The 22,318-nt window shown below is 67.6% G+C and carries 20 protein-coding genes; 9 read left to right on the forward strand and 11 right to left on the reverse strand.

The features are described from left to right. Nucleotides 1-36: 36 nt before the first annotated feature. From gyrA to dnaA, 7 genes are all read right to left on the reverse strand, one after another. Nucleotides 37-2,664: a DNA gyrase subunit A gene (gene gyrA / locus ACFWVP_RS08490; RefSeq protein ID WP_384494692.1), complete on the reverse strand. Its 2,628-nt coding sequence runs from the start codon at nt 2,662-2,664 to the stop codon at nt 37-39. Between the two features lie 46 nt (nt 2,665-2,710). Beyond that, nucleotides 2,711-4,780 carry a DNA topoisomerase (ATP-hydrolyzing) subunit B gene (gyrB, locus tag ACFWVP_RS08495; protein WP_384494693.1) on the reverse strand — a complete coding sequence of 690 codons (2,070 nt, stop codon included), beginning with the start codon at nt 4,778-4,780 and terminating at the stop codon, nt 2,711-2,713. Nucleotides 4,781-5,183: 403 nt separating this feature from the next. Further along, nucleotides 5,184-5,753 carry a DUF721 domain-containing protein gene (locus ACFWVP_RS08500; protein WP_384494695.1) on the reverse strand — a complete coding sequence of 190 codons (570 nt, stop codon included), beginning with the start codon at nt 5,751-5,753 and terminating at the stop codon, nt 5,184-5,186. Further along, nucleotides 5,750-6,880, reverse strand: coding sequence for a DNA replication/repair protein RecF (recF, locus tag ACFWVP_RS08505; protein ID WP_384494697.1), 1,131 nt, complete (start codon nt 6,878-6,880; stop codon nt 5,750-5,752). The genes ACFWVP_RS08500 and recF overlap by 4 nt, the downstream gene beginning before the upstream one ends. Before the next feature lie 49 nt (nt 6,881-6,929). Beyond that, nucleotides 6,930-7,808, reverse strand: coding sequence for a phosphogluconate dehydrogenase (NAD(+)-dependent, decarboxylating) (gnd, locus tag ACFWVP_RS08510; protein WP_384494699.1), 879 nt, complete (start codon nt 7,806-7,808; stop codon nt 6,930-6,932). Between the two features lie 132 nt (nt 7,809-7,940). Continuing rightward, nucleotides 7,941-9,071 (reverse strand): DNA polymerase III subunit beta, encoded by a 1,131-nt coding sequence (gene dnaN / locus ACFWVP_RS08515; RefSeq protein ID WP_384494701.1) that lies wholly within the window; start codon nt 9,069-9,071, stop codon nt 7,941-7,943. A gap of 987 nt (nt 9,072-10,058) precedes the next feature. Continuing rightward, on the reverse strand, nt 10,059-11,828 hold the full coding sequence (gene dnaA / locus ACFWVP_RS08520) for a chromosomal replication initiator protein DnaA (protein ID WP_384494703.1): 1,770 nt from the start codon (nt 11,826-11,828) through the stop codon (nt 10,059-10,061). A gap of 380 nt (nt 11,829-12,208) precedes the next feature. On the opposite strand from dnaA, the gene rpmH reads away from it, so the two are divergent. The 9 genes from rpmH to ACFWVP_RS08565 all read left to right on the forward strand — a co-directional run bounded on the left by rpmH (nt 12,209) and on the right by ACFWVP_RS08565 (nt 19,092). After that, a complete protein-coding gene (rpmH, locus tag ACFWVP_RS08525; RefSeq protein WP_003967884.1) occupies nt 12,209-12,346 on the forward strand; it encodes a 50S ribosomal protein L34 in 138 nt (45 codons plus the stop codon). A gap of 19 nt (nt 12,347-12,365) precedes the next feature. Then, complete coding sequence (gene rnpA, locus ACFWVP_RS08530) at nt 12,366-12,737, forward strand: ribonuclease P protein component (protein ID WP_384494704.1); 372 nt, start codon at nt 12,366-12,368, stop codon at nt 12,735-12,737. Beyond that, on the forward strand, nt 12,734-13,093 hold the full coding sequence (gene yidD, locus ACFWVP_RS08535; protein WP_384494706.1) for a membrane protein insertion efficiency factor YidD: 360 nt from the start codon (nt 12,734-12,736) through the stop codon (nt 13,091-13,093). The genes rnpA and yidD overlap by 4 nt, the downstream gene beginning before the upstream one ends. Nucleotides 13,094-13,096: 3 nt before the next feature. Then, nucleotides 13,097-14,362, forward strand: coding sequence for a membrane protein insertase YidC (gene yidC, locus ACFWVP_RS08540; protein WP_384494708.1), 1,266 nt, complete (start codon nt 13,097-13,099; stop codon nt 14,360-14,362). A 14-nt stretch (nt 14,363-14,376) separates the two neighbouring features. Continuing rightward, nucleotides 14,377-14,886: a protein jag gene (locus ACFWVP_RS08545; protein WP_384494710.1), complete on the forward strand. Its 510-nt coding sequence runs from the start codon at nt 14,377-14,379 to the stop codon at nt 14,884-14,886. Nucleotides 14,887-14,995: 109 nt separating this feature from the next. Then, nucleotides 14,996-15,712 (forward strand): 16S rRNA (guanine(527)-N(7))-methyltransferase RsmG, encoded by a 717-nt coding sequence (rsmG, locus tag ACFWVP_RS08550; protein ID WP_384494712.1) that lies wholly within the window; start codon nt 14,996-14,998, stop codon nt 15,710-15,712. 292 nt (nt 15,713-16,004) lie between these two features. Further along, nucleotides 16,005-17,081 (forward strand): ParA family protein, encoded by a 1,077-nt coding sequence (locus ACFWVP_RS08555; RefSeq protein ID WP_384494738.1) that lies wholly within the window; start codon nt 16,005-16,007, stop codon nt 17,079-17,081. Next, nucleotides 17,078-18,169, forward strand: coding sequence for a ParB/RepB/Spo0J family partition protein (locus tag ACFWVP_RS08560; protein WP_384494713.1), 1,092 nt, complete (start codon nt 17,078-17,080; stop codon nt 18,167-18,169). The genes ACFWVP_RS08555 and ACFWVP_RS08560 overlap by 4 nt, the downstream gene beginning before the upstream one ends. Nucleotides 18,170-18,474: 305 nt before the next feature. Beyond that, nucleotides 18,475-19,092, forward strand: a complete 618-nt coding sequence (locus tag ACFWVP_RS08565; RefSeq protein ID WP_384494714.1) for a GNAT family N-acetyltransferase — start codon at nt 18,475-18,477, stop codon at nt 19,090-19,092. 96 nt (nt 19,093-19,188) lie between these two features. On the opposite strand, the gene trxA is transcribed toward ACFWVP_RS08565, so the two are convergent. The 4 genes from trxA to sigM all read right to left on the reverse strand — a co-directional run bounded on the left by trxA (nt 19,189) and on the right by sigM (nt 22,310). Then, nucleotides 19,189-19,521: a thioredoxin gene (gene trxA, locus ACFWVP_RS08570; protein ID WP_361899860.1), complete on the reverse strand. Its 333-nt coding sequence runs from the start codon at nt 19,519-19,521 to the stop codon at nt 19,189-19,191. 45 nt (nt 19,522-19,566) lie between these two features. Continuing rightward, nucleotides 19,567-20,538 (reverse strand): thioredoxin-disulfide reductase, encoded by a 972-nt coding sequence (trxB, locus tag ACFWVP_RS08575; protein ID WP_384494718.1) that lies wholly within the window; start codon nt 20,536-20,538, stop codon nt 19,567-19,569. A 129-nt stretch (nt 20,539-20,667) separates the two neighbouring features. Next, nucleotides 20,668-21,612: a hypothetical protein gene (locus tag ACFWVP_RS08580; protein ID WP_384494720.1), complete on the reverse strand. Its 945-nt coding sequence runs from the start codon at nt 21,610-21,612 to the stop codon at nt 20,668-20,670. Further along, a complete protein-coding gene (gene sigM, locus ACFWVP_RS08585; RefSeq protein WP_384494721.1) occupies nt 21,609-22,310 on the reverse strand; it encodes an RNA polymerase sigma factor SigM in 702 nt (233 codons plus the stop codon). The genes ACFWVP_RS08580 and sigM overlap by 4 nt, the downstream gene beginning before the upstream one ends. Nucleotides 22,311-22,318: the final 8 nt, after the last annotated feature.

Below are 22,318 nucleotides of genomic sequence, written 5' to 3' on the forward strand. Positions count from 1 at the left end.
AGCGGCCGAACCGGCGCCCGTGGCTCCACTCACGCTCTACTCCTCGTGCTCCCCTGCCGAAGGCTCCGTGCCCTCGACTGTGCCCTCGACCACGTTCTCGGCATGAGCCTCGACCGTGTTGCCTTCGGCCTCGTCGGTCCCGTCGACCTCTTCGGCCTCGTGACCGGCCTCGGCGTTGCGCGCGATGCCGACGACGGCATCACGCTTGCCCAGATTGATCAGTTGGACGCCCATGGTGTCACGGCCCGTCTCCCTGACTTCATTGACTCGCGTACGAATCACACCACCGCCGAGCGTGATGGCGAGGATCTCGTCCGTCCCCTCGACCACCAGCGCGCCGACGAGCAATCCGCGGTCCTCCACGATCTTCGCGGCCTTGATGCCCAGACCGCCACGACCCTGGACCCGGTACTCGTCGACAACGGTCCGCTTCGCGTACCCGCCGTCGGTGGCAGTGAACACGAACGTACCGGGACGGACAACATTCATCGAGAGCAACTCGTCGCCCTCGCGGAAGCTCATGCCCTTCACGCCCGAAGTGGCACGGCCCATCGGGCGCAGTGCGTCGTCCGTCGCGGTGAACCTGATCGACTGGGCCTTCCTGCTGATGAGCAGCAGGTCGTCCTCGGCCGACACCAGCTCCGCGCCGATCAGCTCGTCGTCCGCGCCGCTCTCCGTCTCCCGGAGGTTGATCGCGATGACGCCACCGGAACGCGGGGAGTCGTAGTCCTTCAGCGAGGTCTTCTTCACCAGGCCGCCCTTGGTCGCCAGGACCAGGTACGGCGCCGCGTCGTAGTCACGGATCGCCAGGATCTGCGCGATCTGCTCGTCCGGCTGGAAGGCCAGCAGGTTCGCGACGTGCTGACCGCGCGCGTCCCGGCCGGCGTCCGGCAGCTCGTAGGCCTTGGCCCGGTACACACGGCCCTTGTTCGTGAAGAACAGCAGCCAGTGGTGCGTCGTCGACACGAAGAAGTGGTCGACGATGTCGTCTTCCCTGAGCTTCGTACCGCGCACGCCCTTGCCGCCGCGCTTCTGCGAGCGGTAGTCGTCCGTCTTCGTGCGCTTCACGTAGCCGCCGCGGGAGATCGTGACGACGATGTCCTCCTCGGCGATCAGGTCCTCGATGGACATGTCGCCGTCGAAGGGCACGAGCTTGGAACGCCGGTCGTCGCCGAACTTCTCGACGATCGCCGCCAGCTCCTCGCTGACGATCTGCCGCTGCCGCTCGGGCGACACCAGGATCGCGTTGTACTCGTTGATCTTCGCCTGGAGCTCGTCGTGCTCGGCGGTGATCTTCTGGTGCTCCAGCGCGGCCAGCCGGCGAAGCTGCATCTCCAGGATCGCGTTCGCCTGGATCTCGTCGATCTCCAGCAGGCCCATCAGGCCCTCACGCGCGATCTCCACGGTGTTGCTGCGCCGGATGAGAGCGATGACCTCGTCGATCGCGTCCAGGGCCTTGAGCAGGCCGCGCAGGATGTGCGCCCGCTCCTCGGCCTTGCGCAGCCGGAACTGCGTGCGCCGGACGATGACCTCGATCTGGTGCGTCACCCAGTGGCGGATGAACGCGTCGATCGACAGCGTGCGCGGCACCCCGTCGACGAGCGCCAGCATGTTCGCGCCGAAGTTCGTCTGCAGATCGGTGTGCTTGTACAGGTTGTTCAGGACGACCTTGGCGACCGCGTCCCGCTTCAGCACGACGACCAGGCGCTGGCCGGTGCGCGAGGACGTCTCGTCGCGGACGTCCGCGATCCCGCCGACCTTGCCGTCCTTCACCAGGTCGGCGATCTTCTGCGCGAGGTTGTCGGGGTTGGTCTGGTACGGAAGCTCCGTGACCACCAGGCACTGACGGCCCTGGATCTCCTCGACCGCCACAACCGCGCGCATCGTGATGGAGCCACGGCCCGTGCGGTACGCGTCCTCGATGCCCTTGCGGCCCACGACGAGCGCGCCGGTCGGGAAGTCCGGGCCCTTGATGCGTTCGAGCAGGGCCTCCAGGAGCTGCTCGTGCGAAGCCTCCGGGTGCTCCAGGTACCACTGCGCACCGGCCGCGACCTCGCGCAGGTTGTGCGGCGGGATGTTGGTGGCCATACCGACCGCGATGCCCGCCGAACCGTTGATCAGCAGGTTCGGGAAGCGCGCCGGGAGGACCACCGGCTCCTGGTTGCGACCGTCGTAGTTGTCCTTGAAGTCGACGGTCTCCTCGTCGATGTCCCGGACCATCTCCATGGACAGCGGCATCATCTTGCACTCGGTGTACCGCATCGCTGCGGCCGGGTCGTTGCCCGGGGAACCGAAGTTGCCGTTGGAGTCCACCAGCGGCATGCGCATCGACCAGTGCTGCGCCAGTCGCACGAGCGCGTCGTAGATCGAGGAGTCGCCGTGCGGGTGGTACGTACCCATGACGTCACCGACGACACGGGCGCACTTGTAGAAGCCCTTCTCGGGCCGGTAGCCGCCGTCGTACATCGCGTACAGCACCCGGCGGTGGACGGGCTTGAGACCGTCCCGTACGTCGGGCAGGGCGCGCGACACGATGACGGACATCGCGTAGTCGAGGTAGGAGCGCTGCATCTCCGTCTCGAGCCCCACGGGCTCGACACGCATGCCCACACCCGCCGCGGCGGGCTCCTCTTCAGGTGTCACAGGGGTGTTCTCGTCGGCCATTGCTGGTCAAAGTCCTTTCGAGCTGCGGCTTGCTTGTACGGCCGACTCAGATGTCGAGGAAGCGGACGTCCTTGGCGTTGCGCTGGATGAACGAGCGCCGCGCCTCGACGTCCTCACCCATGAGCACCGAGAACAGGTCGTCGGCCTGCGCCGCGTCGTCCAGCGTGACCTGGCCGAGCACCCGGTGGTCGACGTCCATGGTCGTGATGCGCAGCTCCTCGGCGTTCATCTCGCCGAGACCCTTGAAACGCTGGATCAGGTCTTCCTTGATCCGCTTGCCGTTCTGCTTGCCGAGCGCCACCAGGGCGTCGCGCTCCCGGTCGGAGTACGCGTACTCGAAGTCGTCCCGGCCCCACTTGATCTTGTAGAGCGGCGGGCGCGAGAGGTACACGTGCCCGGACTCGACCAGCGGCCGCATGAACCGGAACAGGAACGTCAGCAGCAGCGTGTTGATGTGCTGGCCGTCGACGTCGGCGTCCGCCATCAGGATGATCTTGTGATAGCGGAGCTTCTCGATGTCGAAGTCCTCGTGGACCCCGGTGCCGAAGGCCGAGATCAGTGCCTGGACCTCGGTGTTCTGCAGGATCTTGTCGATCCGGGCCTTCTCGACGTTCAGGATCTTGCCCCGGATGGGCAGGATCGCCTGGTACATCGGGTTGCGGCCGGACTTCGCCGAGCCGCCGGCGGAGTCACCCTCGACGATGAAGATCTCGCACTTGGTGGGGTCGTTCGACTGACAGTCGCTCAGCTTGCCGGGCAGCGAGGCGCTCTCCAGCAGCCCCTTGCGCCGGGTCAGGTCACGTGCCTTGCGGGCCGCGACACGCGCCGTGGAGGCCGCGATGCCCTTGCGGATGATGTCGGCGGCCTCGTTGGGGTTCCGGTCGAACCAGTCCGTCAGCTGCTCGTGGACGACCTTCTGCACGAAGGTCTTGGCCTCCGTGTTGCCCAGCTTGGTCTTCGTCTGGCCCTCGAACTGCGGCTCGCCCAGCTTCACCGAGATGATCGCCGTCAGGCCCTCGCGGACGTCCTCGCCCGTGAGGTTGTCGTCCTTCTCGCGCAGCAGTTTCTTGTCGCGCGCGTACCGGTTGACCAGCGAGGTCAGCGCCGCGCGGAAGCCCTCCTCGTGCGTACCGCCCTCGTGCGTGTGGATCGCGTTGGCGAAGGAGTAGACCCCCTCCGTGTACTGCGTGTTCCACTGCATCGCGATCTCGGCCGAGAGGAGTCGCTCCTTGTCCTCGGCCTCGATGTCGATCACCGACCGGTGAATGACGTCGCCCTTGCGGGAGTTCAGGTACTTCACGAAGTCGACGATGCCGTCCTCGTAGTGGTACGTGACCGTCCGGGTCGGCTCCTCGTCGGGAACCTCGACCGCGTCGACGCTGTCCGCGCCCGCCGTCGCCTTCGCCGACTCACGCTCGTCCGTGAGCTTGAGGGTGAGGCCCTTGTTGAGGAACGCCATCTCCTGGAAGCGGCGCGAAAGGGTCTCGAAGGAGTACTCGGTGGTCTCGAAGACGTCCCCGTCGGCCCAGAAGGTGACGGTCGTACCGGTCTCCCCGGTGGCCTCGTGACGGGCCAGCGGCGCTGTCGGGACACCGAGCTTGTAGTCCTGGGTCCAGCGGTGGCCGTCCGTCTTGACCTCTACGGCCACCCGCGTGGACAGGGCGTTGACGACGGACACACCGACGCCGTGCAGACCGCCGGAGACGGCGTAGCCGCCGCCGCCGAACTTGCCGCCGGCGTGCAGGACCGTCAGGACGACCTCGACGGCCGGCTTGCCTTCGGACGGCACGATGCCGACCGGGATGCCGCGGCCGTTGTCGATCACGCGCACCCCGCCGTCGGCGAGGATCGTGACATCGATGGTGTCCGCGTGACCGGCCATCGCCTCGTCGACGGAGTTGTCGACAACCTCTTGCACGAGGTGGTGGAGGCCGCGCTCACCGGTGGAACCGATGTACATACCAGGTCGCTTGCGGACCGCGTCCAGGCCCTCGAGGACCGTGATGGCGCTGGCGTCGTACGAGGCGGTGACCTCGCCGTGCTCGCCGACTGTGGACGGGTTGTTCTCGTTGGGGTTGCCGGAATCGGCCACGAAGCGCCCTTTCTGGCACAGCACAGGCCGTTCTCCGGGCAGGCGGGAGCGGCTGCGTCGTTCGGCTTGTATCGACGACTCCCGCACGGAAGCGGGATTGTCCATCAGTCTACCGGTAGCGCCGACATGAATGGGTGTTTGCCGGTACCTGAGTCCGCATGTGCCGCCCTGAATGAGCGGCTGACGACTCCCCATATCCGGGACGGGGCTCCGGGAGGCTCACGGCGGCATTGAGCGCTTCGGCCTGTCAACCTCTCGCTACGGTGAGGGACGCCTCACCCTCCCGGTCCGGAACGAAGCACCGCATACCCCGGCATACCGGAAGCGTCGGGTCGACACCGGAACGGGACAGAGGGGACGTGAGGAACATCGGGAAACCCCGGGACCCGACCAGGCCCGCGGGGTCGTGGAGCGGCAAAAGGCCTGCTCAGCCGTAGGTGTCGCCCGGGCCCCGGCTCCCGGGGGTCCGCAACGGACCGAACCTGCGCTGCGGGCCTCCCGGCCCCAGCACCTTGATCACGCGCACCGTGCCGTGCCCCAGGTCCGTGTTCAGCCGGGCCACCAACTGCGGCGCCAGCAGCCGCAGCTGTGTCGCCCACGCCGTCGAGTCGCACTGAACCGTCAGCACCCGCTCGGCCGGATCCTCGTCGTACCGCAGCGGCACACAGTGCTTGGCCAGATCGTCCCCGACGATCTGCGGCCACCGGCCCATCACGCCGCCCACCGCCGCCGGGGTCTCCCAGCCGCGCTCGGTGATCAGCCGGTTGATCGCCGATCCCAGAGGCAACGGGTCACGGCCGTCGGACCGTGCCCCGGACCGCAGACCGCCGCCCCGCCTGGACTGCTTCTTCTGCTGGACCGCGGCGCCCCGCGCACGGGCCTGCTCCTTCGCCGCACGCAGTGCCACCCGCGCCAGGTCGACGCCCGACGCCTCGGGCGGCTTCGCCGCCCCGGACAACGGGTCCGAGGACTCCCGGCCCGCTCCCGTACCGCTCACAGCCGTTCCACCGCCCCCGCGGACACCGCGTAGCGCGCGCCCGCCAGCACTCCCGGGACGTCGTCGTCCACCGCGGCCGTCACCAGCACCTGCTCGCCCGGCGCCACCAGCTCCGCCAGCCGTTCACGGCGGCGCGCGTCCAGCTCGGCGAACACGTCGTCCAGCACGAGCACCGGCTCGTTGCCCTCGGTGCGCAGCAGATCGTACGAGGCCAGCCGCAGCGCCAGCGCGTACGACCAGGACTCGCCGTGGCTCGCGTACCCCTTGGCGGGCATTCCGCGCAGTCCCAGCACCAGATCGTCACGGTGCGGGCCGACGAGGGTCACGCCCCGCTCGATCTCCTGCTTGCGGGCCTCGGCGAGCGCCGCCATGACCTGCTCGTACAGCTCGTCGCGGGTGCTCGCGGGCACCACGTCGGCGCCGATCGAGCTGCGGTAGTCGAAAGTGACCGGGCCACCGCCGGGAGCCACGTCCGCGTACGCCTTGTCCGCCAGCGGCTGCAGCGTGGCGACCAGGTCCAGCCGCTGAGCGAGCAGTTCCGCGCCCACGCGGCCCAGGTGCTGGTCCCACACGTCCAGGGTGGACAGGTCCATCGACCGGCCGCCGTGCCGACGGGCCATCGCAGCGGACTTGAGCAGGGTGTTGCGCTGCTTCAGCACCCGTTCGTAGTCGGAGCGGACGCCCGCCATCCGCGGCGAACGCGCCGTGATCAGCTCGTCCAGGAAGCGTCTGCGCTCACCGGGGTCGCCCTTCACCAGGGCCAGGTCCTCGGGGGCGAACAGCACCGTTCGGACGATCCCCAGCACGTCCCGTGGTCTGACCTGCGAGGACCTGTTGATACGGGCTCGATTCGCACGGCCCGGGTTGAGCTCCAGCTCGATCAGCTGGGACCGCTCGCCCTGTGTGACCGCGGCCCGGACGACGGCACGCTCGGCGCCCATCCGGACCAGCGGGGCGTCGGACGACACCCGGTGGCTGCCGAGCGTCGCGAGATAGCCGACCGCCTCGACCAGGTTGGTCTTGCCCTGGCCGTTGGCACCCACGAACGCGGTGACGCCCGGGTCGAGAGGGACCTCGACCCGGGCGTACGAACGGAAGTCGGCCAGCGAGAGATGCGTGACGTGCATGTTCGCCGACCTTCCCTACTCCGTGGTGCGCGTGGTGCTTTTCTGCCGCTTACTTCTTGTTCTCGACCGCGTGGCCGCCGAACTGGTTGCGCAGTGCGGCGATCATCTTCATCTGCGGGGAGTCGTCCTGCCGCGAGGCGAAGCGCGCGAACAGGGACGCGGTGATCGCCGGCAGCGGAACGGCGTTGTCGATGGCGGCCTCGACCGTCCACCGGCCCTCGCCGGAGTCCGCGGCGAAGCCGCGCAGCTTGTCGAGGTGCTCGTCGTCGTCCAGCGCGTTGACCGCCAGGTCGAGCAGCCAGGAACGGATGACCGTGCCCTCCTGCCAGGAGCGGAAGACCTCACGCACGTCCGTGACGGAGTCGACCTTCTCCAGCAGCTCCCAGCCCTCGGCGTAGGCCTGCATCATGGCGTACTCGATGCCGTTGTGAACCATCTTCGCGAAGTGGCCGGCACCGACCTTGCCCGCGTGGACGGAGCCGAAGTCACCCTCGGGCTTCAGCGCGTCGAAGATCGGCTGGACCTTCGCGACGTTCTCGGCGTCGCCGCCGTACATCAGGGCGTAACCGTTCTCCAGGCCCCAGACGCCACCGGAGACGCCGCAGTCGACGAAGCCGATGCCCTTGATCCCCAGCTCGACGGCGTGCTTCTCGTCGTCCGTCCAGCGGGAGTTCCCGCCGTCCACGACGATGTCACCCGGGGAGAGCAGCTCGGCCAGCTCGTCGACGGTGGACTGGGTCGCGGCACCTGCCGGAACCATCACCCACACGACGCGGGGGCCCTTGAGCTTGCCCACGAGCTCTTCGAGGCTGTGGACATCCGCGACGTCCGGGTTGCGGTCGTAACCGATGACGGTGTGGCCTGCGCGGCGGATGCGCTCACGCATGTTGCCGCCCATCTTGCCGAGGCCGACGAGACCGAGCTCCATCAGAGATTCCTTAAGCGTTGTGCCGATTCGTACCCAGGACCGAGCCTACGCCCGGGCCGGGGACAGTACGGCGGGCCTGCTCGGCACTGAGCGTGCCCACCGGGACTGCCATGACAGGAAGCGACCGCCGGATCAGCCCGAGAGCCGGACCGGCATGATCAGGTACTTGTACGCGTCGTCCGCCTCGGCGTCGACCGCGGGACGGCCACTGAGCAGGGCCGGCTTGGTGGACGTCGTGAAGGAGAGCTGGGCGACCGGGGAGTCGATCGCGCTGAGCCCGTCCAGCAGGAAGGTCGGGTTGAAGGCGATCGAGATGTCGTCACCCTCCAGCACGGCGTCGACGCGCTCCACAGCCTGTGCGTCGTCGCTGGAACCGGCCTCCAGGATCAGCACGCCCTGCTCGAAGCTGAGCCGCACCGGGGTGTTCCGCTCGGCGACCAGCGCCACACGCTTGACGGCCTCGACGAACGGGGCTGTCTCGATGACCGCCACCGAGTTGAACTCGGTGGGGAAGAGCGTGCGGTACTTCGGCAGGTCGCCTTCGAGCAGACGCGTCGTCGTACGACGGCCCGCACCCTCGAAACCGATGAGGCCCTCTCCGGCACCGGCGCCGGAGAGCGCGAGGGTCACCGTGTCACCGCTGGTCAGCGCCTTGGCGGTGTCCAGGAGCGTCTTGGCGGGCACCAGGGCCACGGCCGAGGCGTCCGGGTTCTCCGGCTTCCACAGGAACTCGCGGACCGCGAAGCGGTAGCGGTCGGTGGAGGCGAGGGTGACGGTGTCGCCCTCGATCTCGATACGGACGCCCGTCAGGACGGGCAGCGTGTCGTCGCGGCCGGCCGCGATGGCGACCTGGGCGGCGGCGGAGGCGAAGACCTCACCGGGGACGGTGCCCGTCGCGGTGGGCATCTGCGGCAGTGCCGGGTACTCCTCCACAGGCAGGGTGTGGAGGGTGAACCGCGAGGAGCCGCAGACCACCGTGGCCCGTACACCGTCGGTGGAGATCTCCACCGGGCGGTTCGGAAGGGCGCGGCAGATGTCGGCGAGCAGCCGGCCGGAGACCAGCACCGTGCCGTCCTCCTCGACCTCGGCGTCCACCGAGACCTTGGCCGAGACCTCGTAGTCGAAGCTCGAGAAGCTGAGGGCACCGTCCCCAGCCTTCAGCAGAAGGCCCGCGAGAACGGGCGCCGGCGGACGGGCCGGGAGGCTGCGGGCCACCCAGGCCACCGCCTCCGCGAGTACATCGCGCTCCACCCGGATCTTCACCGGAACCGCCTCCTGCTGTTGCTCGCTCGCCCTGCTGGCCTTCGTCGTCTGGTCGGGGGTCTCCCCGCCGAAGAGCTGGGGAGGCCGCCGGGGTCCAGTCTGACGTACGACGCCGACACTCGTTGCTGCTCGGGGTCAAGTCGCACCAAGAGGTTCGCGGAGCTCGCCACCCAAGTTGTGCACAGGCCCCACTTCGAAGCGGATTCCTGGCTAACTCTGAGTGGTAGTAGTAGTAGGCCCTGTGGAAACGGTGGATAACGTCATTTGCCCAGGTCAGAAGTGGTTTTTTGTCCACCGACCCTGTGGGTGACACCGGTGGACAACCAGGCGCTTCTGTGGACACACGAAAGTTCTGCACACCCGATGCACAGGCGGGGGCTACTTCTCCCCAGGGCTGTCCCCAGCTTTACCCACGTTCCCCACAGCTCAACCAGGGGTCCTGGTGTGACGCCTTTCACTCTCGGCAGTGAAAGGCGATGTTGGGTTGCCGAACAGTGGACAGTCCTGTGGGGAACCAGGGGAAAGCTGGGGACAACACGGTCCAGCCTGTGGGCTGCCGGTGGACAACGCCGACGTACCCCTGGGGACCAAAAGTTTGTCCACAGGCTGTGGATCATCGTTGACCACAAATCCCCAGGGGTGTGACCTGGCCTGATGGAGTATCGGCAGCGGCACCTGTGGATGCAATCTGGACAACTTCCCAGTCCCCAGGCTGTGGACGCCCATTTCCTCGCCTACCTGTGGAGAAGGGGCCTGTCGAGGCCCGTATTCGAACAGCTGACGTGCTCCATGAGGAGCCGACCAGGTACGGAAAGGGCCCGCGGAAGCCGCTCGGACACCCCGGAGACCCCCCGAGGGACCCGTTTCCAGGGCTGCCGGGTGCGCGCACGAGGCTGCTGGTGAAACGGAAAGGCGCATCCGAGGACGGGTGGAAGTCCTCGGAGGCGCCTTGTTCCGTGCGTGGTGCGGGGTGGCCGTACCGGCCCGTCAGCTGTTCTTGATGCGGTTGGTGAGCTCGGTGACCTGGTTGTAGATGGAGCGCCGCTCGGCCATCAGCGCACGGATCTTCCGGTCGGCGTGCATCACCGTCGTGTGGTCGCGCCCACCGAACTGTGCGCCGATCTTCGGCAGGGACAGGTCCGTCAGCTCGCGGCACAGATACATGGCGATCTGGCGCGCCGTCACCAGGACGCGACTGCGCGAGGATCCGCAGAGGTCCTCGACCGTCAGCCCGAAGTAGTCGGCGGTCGCCGCCATGATGGCCGGCGCGGTGATCTCGGGGGCGGAGTCCTCTCCGCCGGGGATCAGGTCCTTGAGCACGATCTCGGTCAGCCCGAGGTCCACCGGCTGCCGGTTCAGACTGGCGAAGGCGGTGACGCGGATGAGCGCGCCTTCGAGCTCGCGGATGTTGCGCGAGATCCGGGACGCGATGAACTCGAGCACCTCGGGCGGGGCGTTGAGCTGCTCCTGCACGGCCTTCTTGCGGAGGATCGCGATACGCGTCTCCAGCTCGGGCGGCTGCACGTCGGTGGTGAGACCCCACTCGAACCGGTTGCGCAGCCGGTCCTCCAGCGTCACCAGCTGCTTCGGCGGCCGGTCGGAGGACAGCACGATCTGCTTGTTGGCGTTGTGGAGCGTGTTGAACGTGTGGAAGAACTCCTCCTGCGTCGACTCCTTGCTCGCGAGGAACTGGATGTCGTCGACCAGGAGGATGTCCACGTCGCGGTAGCGCTTGCGGAAGGTGTCGCCCTTGCCGTCGCGGATCGAGTTGATGAACTCGTTGGTGAACTCCTCGGAGCTCACGTACCGGACCCGGGTGCCCGGGTAGAGGCTCCGCGCGTAGTGGCCGATGGCATGGAGCAGATGGGTCTTGCCGAGCCCCGACTCCCCGTAGATGAACAGGGGGTTGTACGCCTTCGCGGGTGCCTCGGCGACGGCGACGGCCGCGGCGTGCGCGAAGCGGTTGGAAGCCCCGATGACGAAGGTGTCGAAGAGGTACTTCGGATTCAGCCGGGCGTGCGGCTCACCGGGGCCGGGCGCCGAGGGCGACGGAGCGCCCATCGGGCCGCCGGCACGGCCGGTGCCCGGGCCGACCTGACGGTGCTGAGGCTGCTGGTCCTGAAGGTCGTGGCGGTCGCGCCCGTCACGCGGCTGCTCGTAGCCCTGGTGCTCGGGCTGCTGCGGCCGGTAGTCGTGCTGAGGCTGCTGGGGCCGTGTGCTCGCGTACGGGTCGCGGTCCTGGTAACCGCCGTGCCGGGGCTGCCACAGATCCTCCTGCGCCCGGGGCCAGGCACCGGGTTCGGGTCGCTGCTGCTGGTAGTCCGGGTAGGCGGGACGGGCCGTCGGCATGCCGTCGTCGGAGGGCCGGTGGCCGTATCCGTCGTAGGCGTCGTGGTGCGGGGGCTCGTCGCGCGGCGGTCCCTGGTATCGGTGGGCCTGCTGCCCCTGGTGCATGGGCGGCGCGGGCGGGGAGGGGGGCTCGGCGGCGGAGTCGTCGACCGTGATCGCGATCCGGATCGGCCGGCCGCACTCACGGGTGAGCGTCTCGCTGATGAGCGGCGCGAGCCGGCCCTCCAGGACGCGCTTGCCCCACTCGTTGGGAACGGCCAGCAGTGCGGTGTCGGCGACGAGTGCCAGCGGCTGGCAGCGCTCGATCCACTGCTTGTCCTTCGGCTCGATGCCCTGCTGGCCCTCCCCGAGGAGTTGTTCCAGCACTCGTGGCCACACTGCGGCAAGATCGGCAGGTACGTCAGCCACAAGGCACGCTCTCTCGCATGTCCCACGAATGTGTGCTTCTCGGGACGGGATGGGTCGGGTCGGGTGAGGCCCGGCAGGTGGGAAGGAAAAGAACCGGAGTTCAGCCACGGTAGTCAGGCCGACCCACGCGGTTCAAGTTGTTGTCCACAGGCTGTGTACAGCATGGGGTGGCGCGGACCCGGTTTGACCGAATGACGCCGCCGCGCGTACCGTGACCAGGTCGAGTTGTCGATGGCTGCTGCCGCCTGCCTCCGATGGGCAAACATCACGATCTGTGATTGTGAAGCGGTGCACTAAGGCGTTTACGCGAGTTCCTCGTGGGCGCACGGTGACAGCCAGGCGATGTCCCGCCAACACACAATCATTTCTGGAGCCCCCGAGTGAGCAAGCGCACCTTCCAGCCGAACAACCGTCGTCGCGCCAAGACCCACGGCTTCCGGCTGCGTATGCGTACCCGTGCCGGCCGCGCGATTCTCGCGAACCGCCGTGGCAAGGGCCGCAGCAGCCTGTCCGCCTGATCGTCAACAGGTCCATGACGTGCTGCCTACCGAGAATCGGCTGAGGCGGCGTGAGGACTTCGCGACCGCGGTACGACGAGGACGTCGAGCAGGGCGTCCGCTACTGGTCGTCCATCTGAGCAGCGGTGTAACGGACCCGCACGTGGCGGGGGAGAGTGCTCCCCCGCCACGTGCGGGTTTCGTTGTCAGCAAAGCAGTGGGCGGAGCGGTCGTCCGCACCGCGGTGAAGCGCAGGCTTCGCCATCTGGTCCGTGACCGGTTGGCCCAGCTGCCCCCCGGTAGCCTTGTTGTCGTACGAGCGCTGCCCGGATCGGGCGACGCCGACCATGCACAGCTGGCCCGAGACCTGGACGCCGCCCTGGAGCGGCTTCTGGGAGGGGGCGCGCGATGAAGTACCCGCTGCTGGCTCTTATCAAGCTGTACCAGTGGACGATCAGCCCACTTCTCGGGCCTGTCTGCCGTTACTACCCGTCGTGTTCCCACTATGGATATACGGCGATCGACCGGCACGGTGCGATCAAGGGAACGGCGCTGACCGCTTGGCGCATCCTGCGCTGCAATCCGTGGTCACCCGGCGGCGTGGATCACGTACCGCCACGCAAACGTCCGCGTTGGCACGAACTGCTGCGCAGCTGTGTGCGCGGCGGCAAGGGCGGGGACTCAGCCGCCGCTGTGCCTCCCGGGGGGTCGGTCTCCGAACCCCCGAGCCCGGCCACAGAGACCTCGCCCAAAGCTCAAGGAGCCTGATTAGTGGACACGATTGCCAGTCTGTTCAGCTTTATCACCACACCTGTCTCGTGGGTCATCGTCCAGTTCCACAAGCTGTACGGAGCGCTCTTCGGCGACGACACGGGCTGGGCCTGGGGCCTGTCCATCGTGTCCCTGGTGGTCCTGATCCGGATCTGCCTGATCCCGCTCTTCGTGAAGCAGATCAAGTCGACCCGCAACATGCAGGTGCTCCAGCCGAAGATGAAGGCGATCCAGGAGCGCTACAAGAACGACAAGCAGCGTCAGTCCGAAGAGATGATGAAGCTGTACAAGGAGACGGGTACCAACCCGCTCTCCTCGTGCCTTCCCATCCTGGCGCAGTCCCCGTTCTTCTTCGCCCTGTATCACGTGCTGTCGTCCATCGCCTCGGGCAAGACGATCGGTGTCATCGACCAGCCGCTGCTGGACAGCGCCCGGCAGGCACACATCTTCGGGGCCCCGCTGGCCGCGAAGTTCATGGACAGCGAAGAGAAGGTCGCGGCGCTCGGCGCCTCGCTGACCGATGTCCGAGTCGTCACCGCGATCATGATCGTGATGATGTCCGCGTCGCAGTTCTTCACCCAGCGCCAGCTGATGACGAAGAACGTCGACCTGACCGTGAAGACCCCGTACATGCAGCAGCAGAAGATGCTGATGTACATCTTCCCGCTGATCTTCGCCGTCATGGGCATCAACTTCCCCGTCGGTGTCCTCGTGTACTGGCTGACCACCAACGTCTGGACCATGGGTCAGCAGATGTACGTGATCAACCAGAACCCGACGCCGGGCAGCAAGGCGCAGGACCAGTACCTGGGACGTGTGCTGAAGGGCGTCACCTCTCATGGTCAGGTGCGTGGCAGGACGCGCCGTAAGACCGTCAAGGCGATCGTCGCCAAGGGTCCCGACCGCAACGACATCGAGCGCAAGTTCATCACCGGTCTGTCCAAGCTGGGCCTCGCGGCGCAGGAGGACGGCACCGTCGCGAAGAGCGAGGCCGCCGTCACCGAAGCCGAGGGTGGCGCCGCGTCGAAGAGGCAGCAGCCCAAGCGTCAGACGAAGGCGAAGCGTCACACGGGTGCCACGCAGCCGGGAGCGGCCAGGGACTCCGAGTCGGCCGAGCCGGGAGCCAAGACCTCGCTGGAGAAGCGCTCCGCATCGCAGGACGACAAGTCGAAGCCGGCGGGCAAGTCCGCGTCCGGTTCCTCACGCCAAGCCAAGTCCGGACAGCGCAAGGGCCCGCAGCGGCCCAAGCACCCGTCCAAGAAGTAAGAAGGAGTCCATCCGTGACGGAAGGCACCACCACCACGGCCGCTGAGGGCAGCGACACCCTGACCCGCCTGGAGCAGGAAGGGGAGATCGCGGCCGACTACCTCGAGGGTCTGCTCGACATCGCCGACCTCGACGGCGACATCGACATGGATGTCGAGGCGGACCGGGCAGCGGTCTCGATCATCAGTGAATCGGCGCGTGACCTGCAGAAGCTTGTGGGTCGTGACGGTGAGGTGCTGGAGGCGCTCCAGGAGCTGACCCGCTTGGCCGTCCACCGGGAGACCGGTGACCGCAGCCGTCTGATGCTGGACATCGGCGGCTTCCGTGCCAAGAAGCGTGAGGTCCTGGCCGCGCTGGGTGCCAAGGCCGCGGACGAGGTCAAGAGCTCGGGCGAGCCGGTGAAGCTGGAGCCGATGACGCCGTTCGAGCGCAAGGTCGTGCACGACGCGATCGCGGCAGCGGGTCTGCGCAGCGAGTCCGAGGGCGAGGAGCCGCAGCGCTTCGTCGTCGTTCTCCCGGCCTGACCGAACCCTTGTACTGTCGGCCCCGTCTGTTCGCAGGCGGGGCCGATCTTTGTCAGCCTGATAGTCAGCCACCCACAGTGCGCTAGTGCGGTACGGAAGGACGGTCCCCGTGACGGAGGCAGCAGAGCTCCCTCAGGCGCCCCAGGAGGCGCAGGCGGTATTCGGTGAGTTCTTCCCAGAAGCTGTCCGGTACGCGGAGCTGCTCGCGGACGCGGGGGTCAAGCGAGGGCTGATCGGCCCCCGCGAGGTGCCGCGTCTGTGGGAGCGCCACCTGCTGAACTGCGCCGTGCTCTCCGAAGTGGTGCCCGAGGGCGTCACGGTGTGCGACGTGGGGTCCGGGGCGGGCCTTCCCGGCATCCCTCTGGCACTGGTGCGCCCCGACCTCAAGATCACCCTGCTCGAGCCGCTGCTGCGCCGGACGAACTTCCTGCAGGAAGTCGTCGAGCTGCTGGGCCTCGATCATGTGACGGTCGTCCGTGGCCGGGCCGAGGAAGTGCTCGGGACGCTCCAGCCCGTCCATGTGGTGACGGCCCGAGCGGTGGCGCCGCTCGACCGGCTCGCCGGGTGGGGGGTGCCCCTGCTGCGTCCGTACGGAGAGATGCTGGCGCTCAAGGGCGGCACCGCCGAGGAGGAGATTCAGGGGGCACGGGCCGCCCTGAGCAAGCTCGGGGTGGTGGAGACCGAGGTGCTGCACGTCGGCGAGGGCCTCGTCGATCCAGCGGCCACGGTGGTGCGCGTGGTGGTCGGTGAGAGTCCGGGCGGTGTGAGGTTCGCCGCAAAGCGGGCCAAGGCCGCGCGGGTCAGCCGGACGCGCCGACGCCGCTGAGACCTCACGGGCAGAGACGGTATGGCTGGCTTCTCCGCATATTGGCTTTTTCTTGGTGATGCTCCAAGGAAGCAGCGATATGTTCCGCCTGCGGAGTGTCGAGAGCCTGCCGCTGTGCTGCACAGGCATCGTGTTTCACGTGAAACGTCGCTCTCTGCTGCAGGGAATCATCGACCGTGGTCGTGCGGCTGCCGCACCGCGCGACCGCAAGCCCGTAAGGGTTGCCGTGTTGTCCACAGAAGCGGATTCATCCACAGAACAGTCGGCCTCGCTGGTTCGCGACCCCAAAAGCATGGCAGGCTCTGTTCATTGCGAGCCTGAAGTCGAGGAGAGTGAATCCTTGCGGTCCGACGCCGAGATCGCGGGACCGATGACCGATCCGGTCCCCGGTCCCCGTACCGAGTCCGCGGGGGACGGTGTTTCACGTGAAACACCGCCTCCGATGGACGACACACCCATCGGTCGTGCGGCCCAGTTGGCGGTTGAGGCCCTTGGCCGCGCCGGCGAAGGGCTGCCTCGACCTGACCGGACACGCGTCATCGTCGTGGCCAACCAGAAGGGCGGAGTAGGGAAGACGACCTCCACGGTCAACCTTGCCGCTTCGCTCGCTCTGCACGGTGCGCGTGTCCTGGTGGTGGATCTCGACCCGCAGGGCAACGCTTCCACGGCCCTGGGGATCGACCATCACGCGGAAGTCCCCTCCATCTATGACGTCCTGGTGGAGAGCATGCCGCTCTCCGAAGTGGTCCAGCCCGTTCCGGACGTCGAAGGCCTCTTCTGTGCCCCGGCCACCATCGATCTCGCCGGTGCGGAGATCGAGCTGGTGTCACTGGTGGCACGGGAGAGTCGACTGCAGCGGGCGATTCAGGCGTACGAGCAGCCGCTGGACTACATCCTCATCGACTGCCCGCCGTCGCTCGGTCTACTGACGGTCAACGCGATGGTGGCCGGCGCCGAGGTGCTCATCCCGATTCAGTGCGAGTACTACGCGCTGGAGGGTCTCGGGCAGCTGCTGCGCAACGTCGATCTCGTCCGGGGGCACCTCAACCCGGATCTTCATGTGTCGACGATCCTGCTCACCATGTACGACGGCCGGACCAGGCTCGCCTCACAGGTGGCGGAGGAAGTGCGCAGCCACTTCTCCAAGGAGGTGCTGCGCACGAGCATTCCGCGGTCCGTGCGCATTTCCGAGGCGCCCAGCTACGGACAGACGGTGTTGACCTACGATCCGGGTTCCAGCGGATCACTCTCCTACCTCGAAGCAGCCCGGGAGATCGCCCTCAGGGGCGTGGGGATGCATTACGAGGCGCAGCAGGCCCACACGGGCGTTCAGAACAGCCGGCAGATCAACGCGGAGGGCATGCAGTGAGCGAGCGTCGTAGAGGGCTGGGGCGTGGGCTCGGTGCACTGATTCCCGCGGCTCCCCCGGAGAAGCAGGTATCGGCTCCTGGTGCGGGCGCGGGTGCGTCCCATGTGCTGATCGCCGAGCGGGGTGTGGCCGCCGCGAAGGTGACAGCACTGCCCGCCGGTCCGATGATTCCGGAGCCGAGCTCCCCGGCCGTGGGGCTGGAGGCGGTCGCCGAGCCGACCGACTCCGCAGGGGCGTACTTCGCTGAGCTCCCCCTTGATTCGATCACGCCGAACCCCCGGCAGCCTCGTGAGGTGTTCGACGAGGATGCTCTGGCCGAGTTGGTCACCTCGATCAAGGAGGTCGGTCTCCTCCAGCCTGTCATCGTCCGCGAGGTGGACGGCGACCGCTACGAACTCGTCATGGGAGAGCGTCGCTGGAGGGCCTGCGGCGAGGCGGGGCTGGACCGCATCCCGGCGATCGTCCGGGCGACCGACGACGAGAAGCTGCTTCTGGACGCGCTTCTGGAGAACCTTCACCGGGCCCAGCTGAACCCTCTGGAGGAGGCGGCGGCGTACGACCAGCTGCTGAAGGACTTCAAGTGCACGCATGACCAGTTGGCGGACCGGATCGGGCGGTCCCGCCCTCAGGTGTCGAACACACTGCGTCTGTTGCGGCTCTCCCCGCCGGTGCAGCTCAGGGTCGCCGCCGGGGTCCTGTCGGCCGGTCACGCGCGAGCCCTGCTGTCGGTGGACGACTCGGACGAGCAGGACCGGCTGGCTCACCGCATCGTGGCCGAAGGGCTGTCCGTGCGCGCGGTCGAGGAGATCGTGAACCTTCTGGGTTCCGAGCCCACGAGTTCCGCGAAGCCGAGAGGGCCTCGTGCCGGCGGGCGGGTCTCGCCGGCTCTGACCGATCTGGCCTCCAGGCTCTCTGACCGTTTCGAGACGCGGGTGAAGGTGGACCTCGGCCAGAAGAAGGGGAAGATCGTCGTCGAGTTCGCCTCGATGGAGGATCTGGACAGGATTCTCGGCAGCCTCGCCCCGGGCGAGGGACGCGTGCTGAACCGGAGTGCCGAGGGCGAACAGGCCGAGGCAGACGAAGGCTGAACGTGCGGAAGATAGAGGGCGGGCTGTGTACGGATGAAGATCCCGGAACACAGCCCGCCCTTTGCTCTCTCTCGGTATCCGCACCACGTCTGGGTGGATACGATGCGTTCTGGTATGGCGTATCCACCACCGTGATCCACCTCAGAGGAGGCGGGGGCCGTGCGATCAGTGAATCGCAGCCACCTGGTGACAGTCGGGTTGGGGCTTGGCGCTGTCGGGGGGTTTGTCGGCAGCCTGTTCCGCGAACGGAGTGCGCTGGCAGCCGCACGTGATGCGGCGGGCGCAGGAAGCGAGGAATCGCCTTCATGGGGCGACGGCTTGTACCGCTCACACTGGACAACCTTCCGGATCTCCCCGGGCGTTGCCGTTCGTGCGTCTTCTGGGAACTTGATCCGGTCAGCGGGGAAGCTGCGATAAGGGCGGGCAGATCCGGGCTCGAGAAGGAAGCCTGGATCTCGGCGGTGCTCCTCGAATGGGGTTCCTGCGGGCGGATCGTCTACGTGGATGATGTCGCGGCCGGCTTCGTTCTCTACGCACCGCCCGCGTACGTCCCCCGGGCCATGGCGTTTCCCACCAGCCCTGTATCCCCCGATGCCGTACAGCTGATGACCGCGCTCATCCTGCCGCGGTTCCAGGGACAAGGGCTGGGCCGGGTGATCGTGCAGACAGTCGTCAAGGACTTGTTGCGGCGGGGCTTCAAGGCGATCGAGGCCTTCGGCGATGCCCGCTGGAAGGAGCCGGCATGTGTCCTCCCGGCGGATCATCTTCTCGCGGTGGGCTTCAAGACGGTGCGCCCTCACCCCACGTACCCACGGCTGAGGCTGGAGCTGCGTACGACGCTCTCCTGGAAGGAGGACGTCGAGCTGGCATTGGACCGACTGCTGGGTGCCGTACAGAAGGAGCCCGTGCTGCGGCCTCTGTGAGCCCTCTTGGACTCCGTCCGGGCCTGAAGGGGCCTGACGCAGAACGGGCCCGCCCGTAGGGCGAGCCGTTCCACGTGAAACAAGTGTGCCGCTGTACTACTCGCTGATGAAGGGCTCCAGGTCGCGGAGGATCGCGGCCTTCGGCTTGGCGCCGACGATGGTCTTGGCGACCTCGCCGCCCTGGTACACGTTGAGCGTGGGGATGGACATCACGCCGTACTTTGCCGCGGTGGCCGGGTTCTCGTCGATGTTGAGCTTGACGATCTCGATCTGGTCGCCGTGCTCGGCCGCGATGGCCTCCAGGGAGGGGGCGATCTGACGGCACGGGCCGCACCAGGCAGCCCAGAAGTCCACGAGTACGGGCTTCTCGTTCTTCAGGACATCCTCGTCGAAGGAGTCGTCGGTCACGTTCTTCAGGGCGCCGGCCACGGCGGCCTCCTTAAATTCGCTTGGTGTGTGGGGTGAGGGGGAGCGTCAGACCGCGGGGGTCTTCTCCGGCTCTGCAAGCTTCTCGTCGTCGAGCGCGGCCAGGAAGCGCTCGGCGTCGAGGGCTGCGGTGCAGCCGGTCCCGGCAGCGGTGATCGCCTGTCGGTAGGTGTGGTCGACGACGTCGCCGGCGCCGAAGACACCCTTCAGGTTGGTGCGCGTCGAGGGAGCCTCGACCTTGAGGTAGCCCTCGTCATCGAGGTCGAGCTGGCCCTTGAAGAGCTCAGTGCGGGGGTCGTGGCCGACCGCGATGAACAGGCCGGTCACCGCGAGCTCGGACGTCTCACCGTTCTTGGTGTTCCGCAGGGTCAGGCTGGCGAGCTTCTGATCGCCGTGGATCTCGGCGACCTCGCTGTCCCAGGCGAACTTGATCTTCGGGTTGGCGATGGCGCGTTCCTGCATCGTCTTGGAGGCACGCAGGGAGTCACGGCGGTGGACGATCGTGACGGACTTGGCGAACCGGGAGAGGAAGGTCGCCTCCTCCATGGCCGTGTCACCGCCACCGATGACGGCGATGTCGTGGTCCTTGAAGAAGAAGCCGTCGCAGGTGGCACACCAGGAGACACCGCGTCCGGAAAGGGCGTCCTCGTTCGGCAGGCCGAGCTTGCGGTGCTGCGATCCCGTGGTGACGATGACTGCCTTGGCGCGGTGCACCGTGCCCGCGGTGTCCGTGACGGTCTTGATGTCGCCCGTGAGGTCGACGGAGATCACGTCGTCGGGGATGAGCTCGGCACCGAAGCGCTCGGCCTGGGCGCGCATGTTGTCCATGAGTTCGGGGCCCATGATGCCGTCCTGGAAACCCGGGAAGTTCTCTACGTCGGTGGTGTTCATCAGCGCACCACCGGCCGTCACGGCGCCCTCGAACACCAGGGGCTTCAGCGACGCGCGAGCGGTGTACAGGGCGGCGGTGTAACCGGCCGGCCCGGAACCGATGATGATCACATTACGGACGTCGGTCACGGTTTCTTCCTCGTCTCTGCGGACTGCCTGCTGGCTACGGGGGTCGGTTCCACGACTCTCACCCCACCCAACGGATCCTACGGGGCATGCATTCCCGAAACACCGGACCGGCTTCCGCCAGAGAGGCCCTCAGGGGCGCGTGTAGGAGTCCGTGAGCAGCAGCTGTCCCTTCGCCGCGGGCGCGGCCCCCACGCACGCAGCGTCGACGACATAGGCCTGGACGCGGCTCGAGTCGGTCGGGTGGGGCAGGACGACGAGGAAAGCGGCTGTGCCTCGGTAGCTGCCTTCCTCCACGGCGAGGGCGGGGGCGTTGCGCCCCGTGCCCTCCTGGACGCACGGCGGTACGTCCACGACGGGAGCGCGCAGAGGACTCCGGGGGGAGACGGACTCGGGCGACATGTTCCGCGGGGACGACTTGGTGTCCATGGAAGGCTTCGTCACATCGGAGCCGGGAGTTTCAAGGGCCGCCGTCTCGCTCAGGAGCGCGTGGACCTGGCCCTCGAGCGTGTCCTCCGAAAAATCCTCCGTGCTCTTCTCGGCAGCACTCACGCCGTGGTCGGCCGCACTCTTGGACGCGTTCTGGGACTCCTGGACCGACTGCAGCAGGAAGACGCTCATGCCGACGAACGCCGCACCGAAGGCTGTTCCCAGGATCACCGTGCGGCGCCGACGCCGGGCCGGACGCCGGCCGGGCCCTGTTGCGCCACGGGGGCGGCCCTCGGGACGAGCTGCGGCTGGGTTCTCCGGAGGCTGATCGTATGTTTCACGTGAAACAGAACCCGCTGTTTCACGTGAAACAGAACCCGCGTCGTCCTGTTTTCCGGCGGCGAGTGATTCGGCCGCCAGCGCCACGTCGATTCGATTCGCGATGTCCTCCGGCATCCGCTCCTCAGCGGGCAGGGTGCCGAGCAGGGAGCGGATCTCCTCCAACGAGGAGTAGACATCGCCGCAGTCGACGCAGCTACTGATGTGGAGGCGGAGTTCAGCTGCCCGCGGGGGAGAGAGAAGGCCCTCGGTGAGGTCGGAGATCTCCGAGACGTCCGGGTGCTGAGCCGTGTCGGCTGTGGATGTCATGCGCGGCCTCCTCCCTTGACAGCAGCAGGGTCGCTTTCCCCTGCGTTCCTTGGTCCTGACACGGGTGGGACGGATGCCCCCTGCGTACGGTTCCTCTCCCCGGTGCCGTCCTCGCCGTCCCCTCTGCCGCTGCGCAGATGGGTGAGCAGAGGAAGCAGTCTGGCCCGGCCTCGCGCACAGCGGCTTTTCACGGTGCCGGTCGGCACGTCGAGGATGCGGGCGGCCTCTGCCACGGGGTAGGCCTGCATGTCCACGAGGATGAGAGCGGCCCGTTGCTCGGCGGGGAGGGTGGCCATGGCCACCAGGAGTTCGCGGTGCAGGTCCTGCCGTTCGGCCGGAGCCTCGGCGGACTCGTGCGGCTCCAGGAGCTGATCCAGGCGCTCCGCGTCGTCGACCGGTGAGGTTCTGCGCGAGGCAGCCTTGCGCGCGCGGTCGAGACAGGCGTTCACGGTGATCCGGTGCAGCCAGGTGGTGACGGCGGACTGCCCGCGGAACGTGTGGGCGGCGCGGAAGGCGGAGACAAGCGCGTCCTGTACCGCGTCGGCCGCTTCCTCACGGTCGCCCAGCGTGCGGAGCGCCACGGCCCAGAGCCGGTCGCGGTGCCGCCGTACGACCTCACCGAAGGCGTCCGGTTCGCCTGCGACGTGCTGAGCCAGTAGATCCTGGTCGCTGATGCCGGCGAATCTGGTGTCGTCCAACGGTGAGC

This window comes from Streptomyces sp. NPDC058637 (assembly GCF_042717325.1).
Lineage (GTDB): Bacteria > Actinomycetota > Actinomycetes > Streptomycetales > Streptomycetaceae > Streptomyces.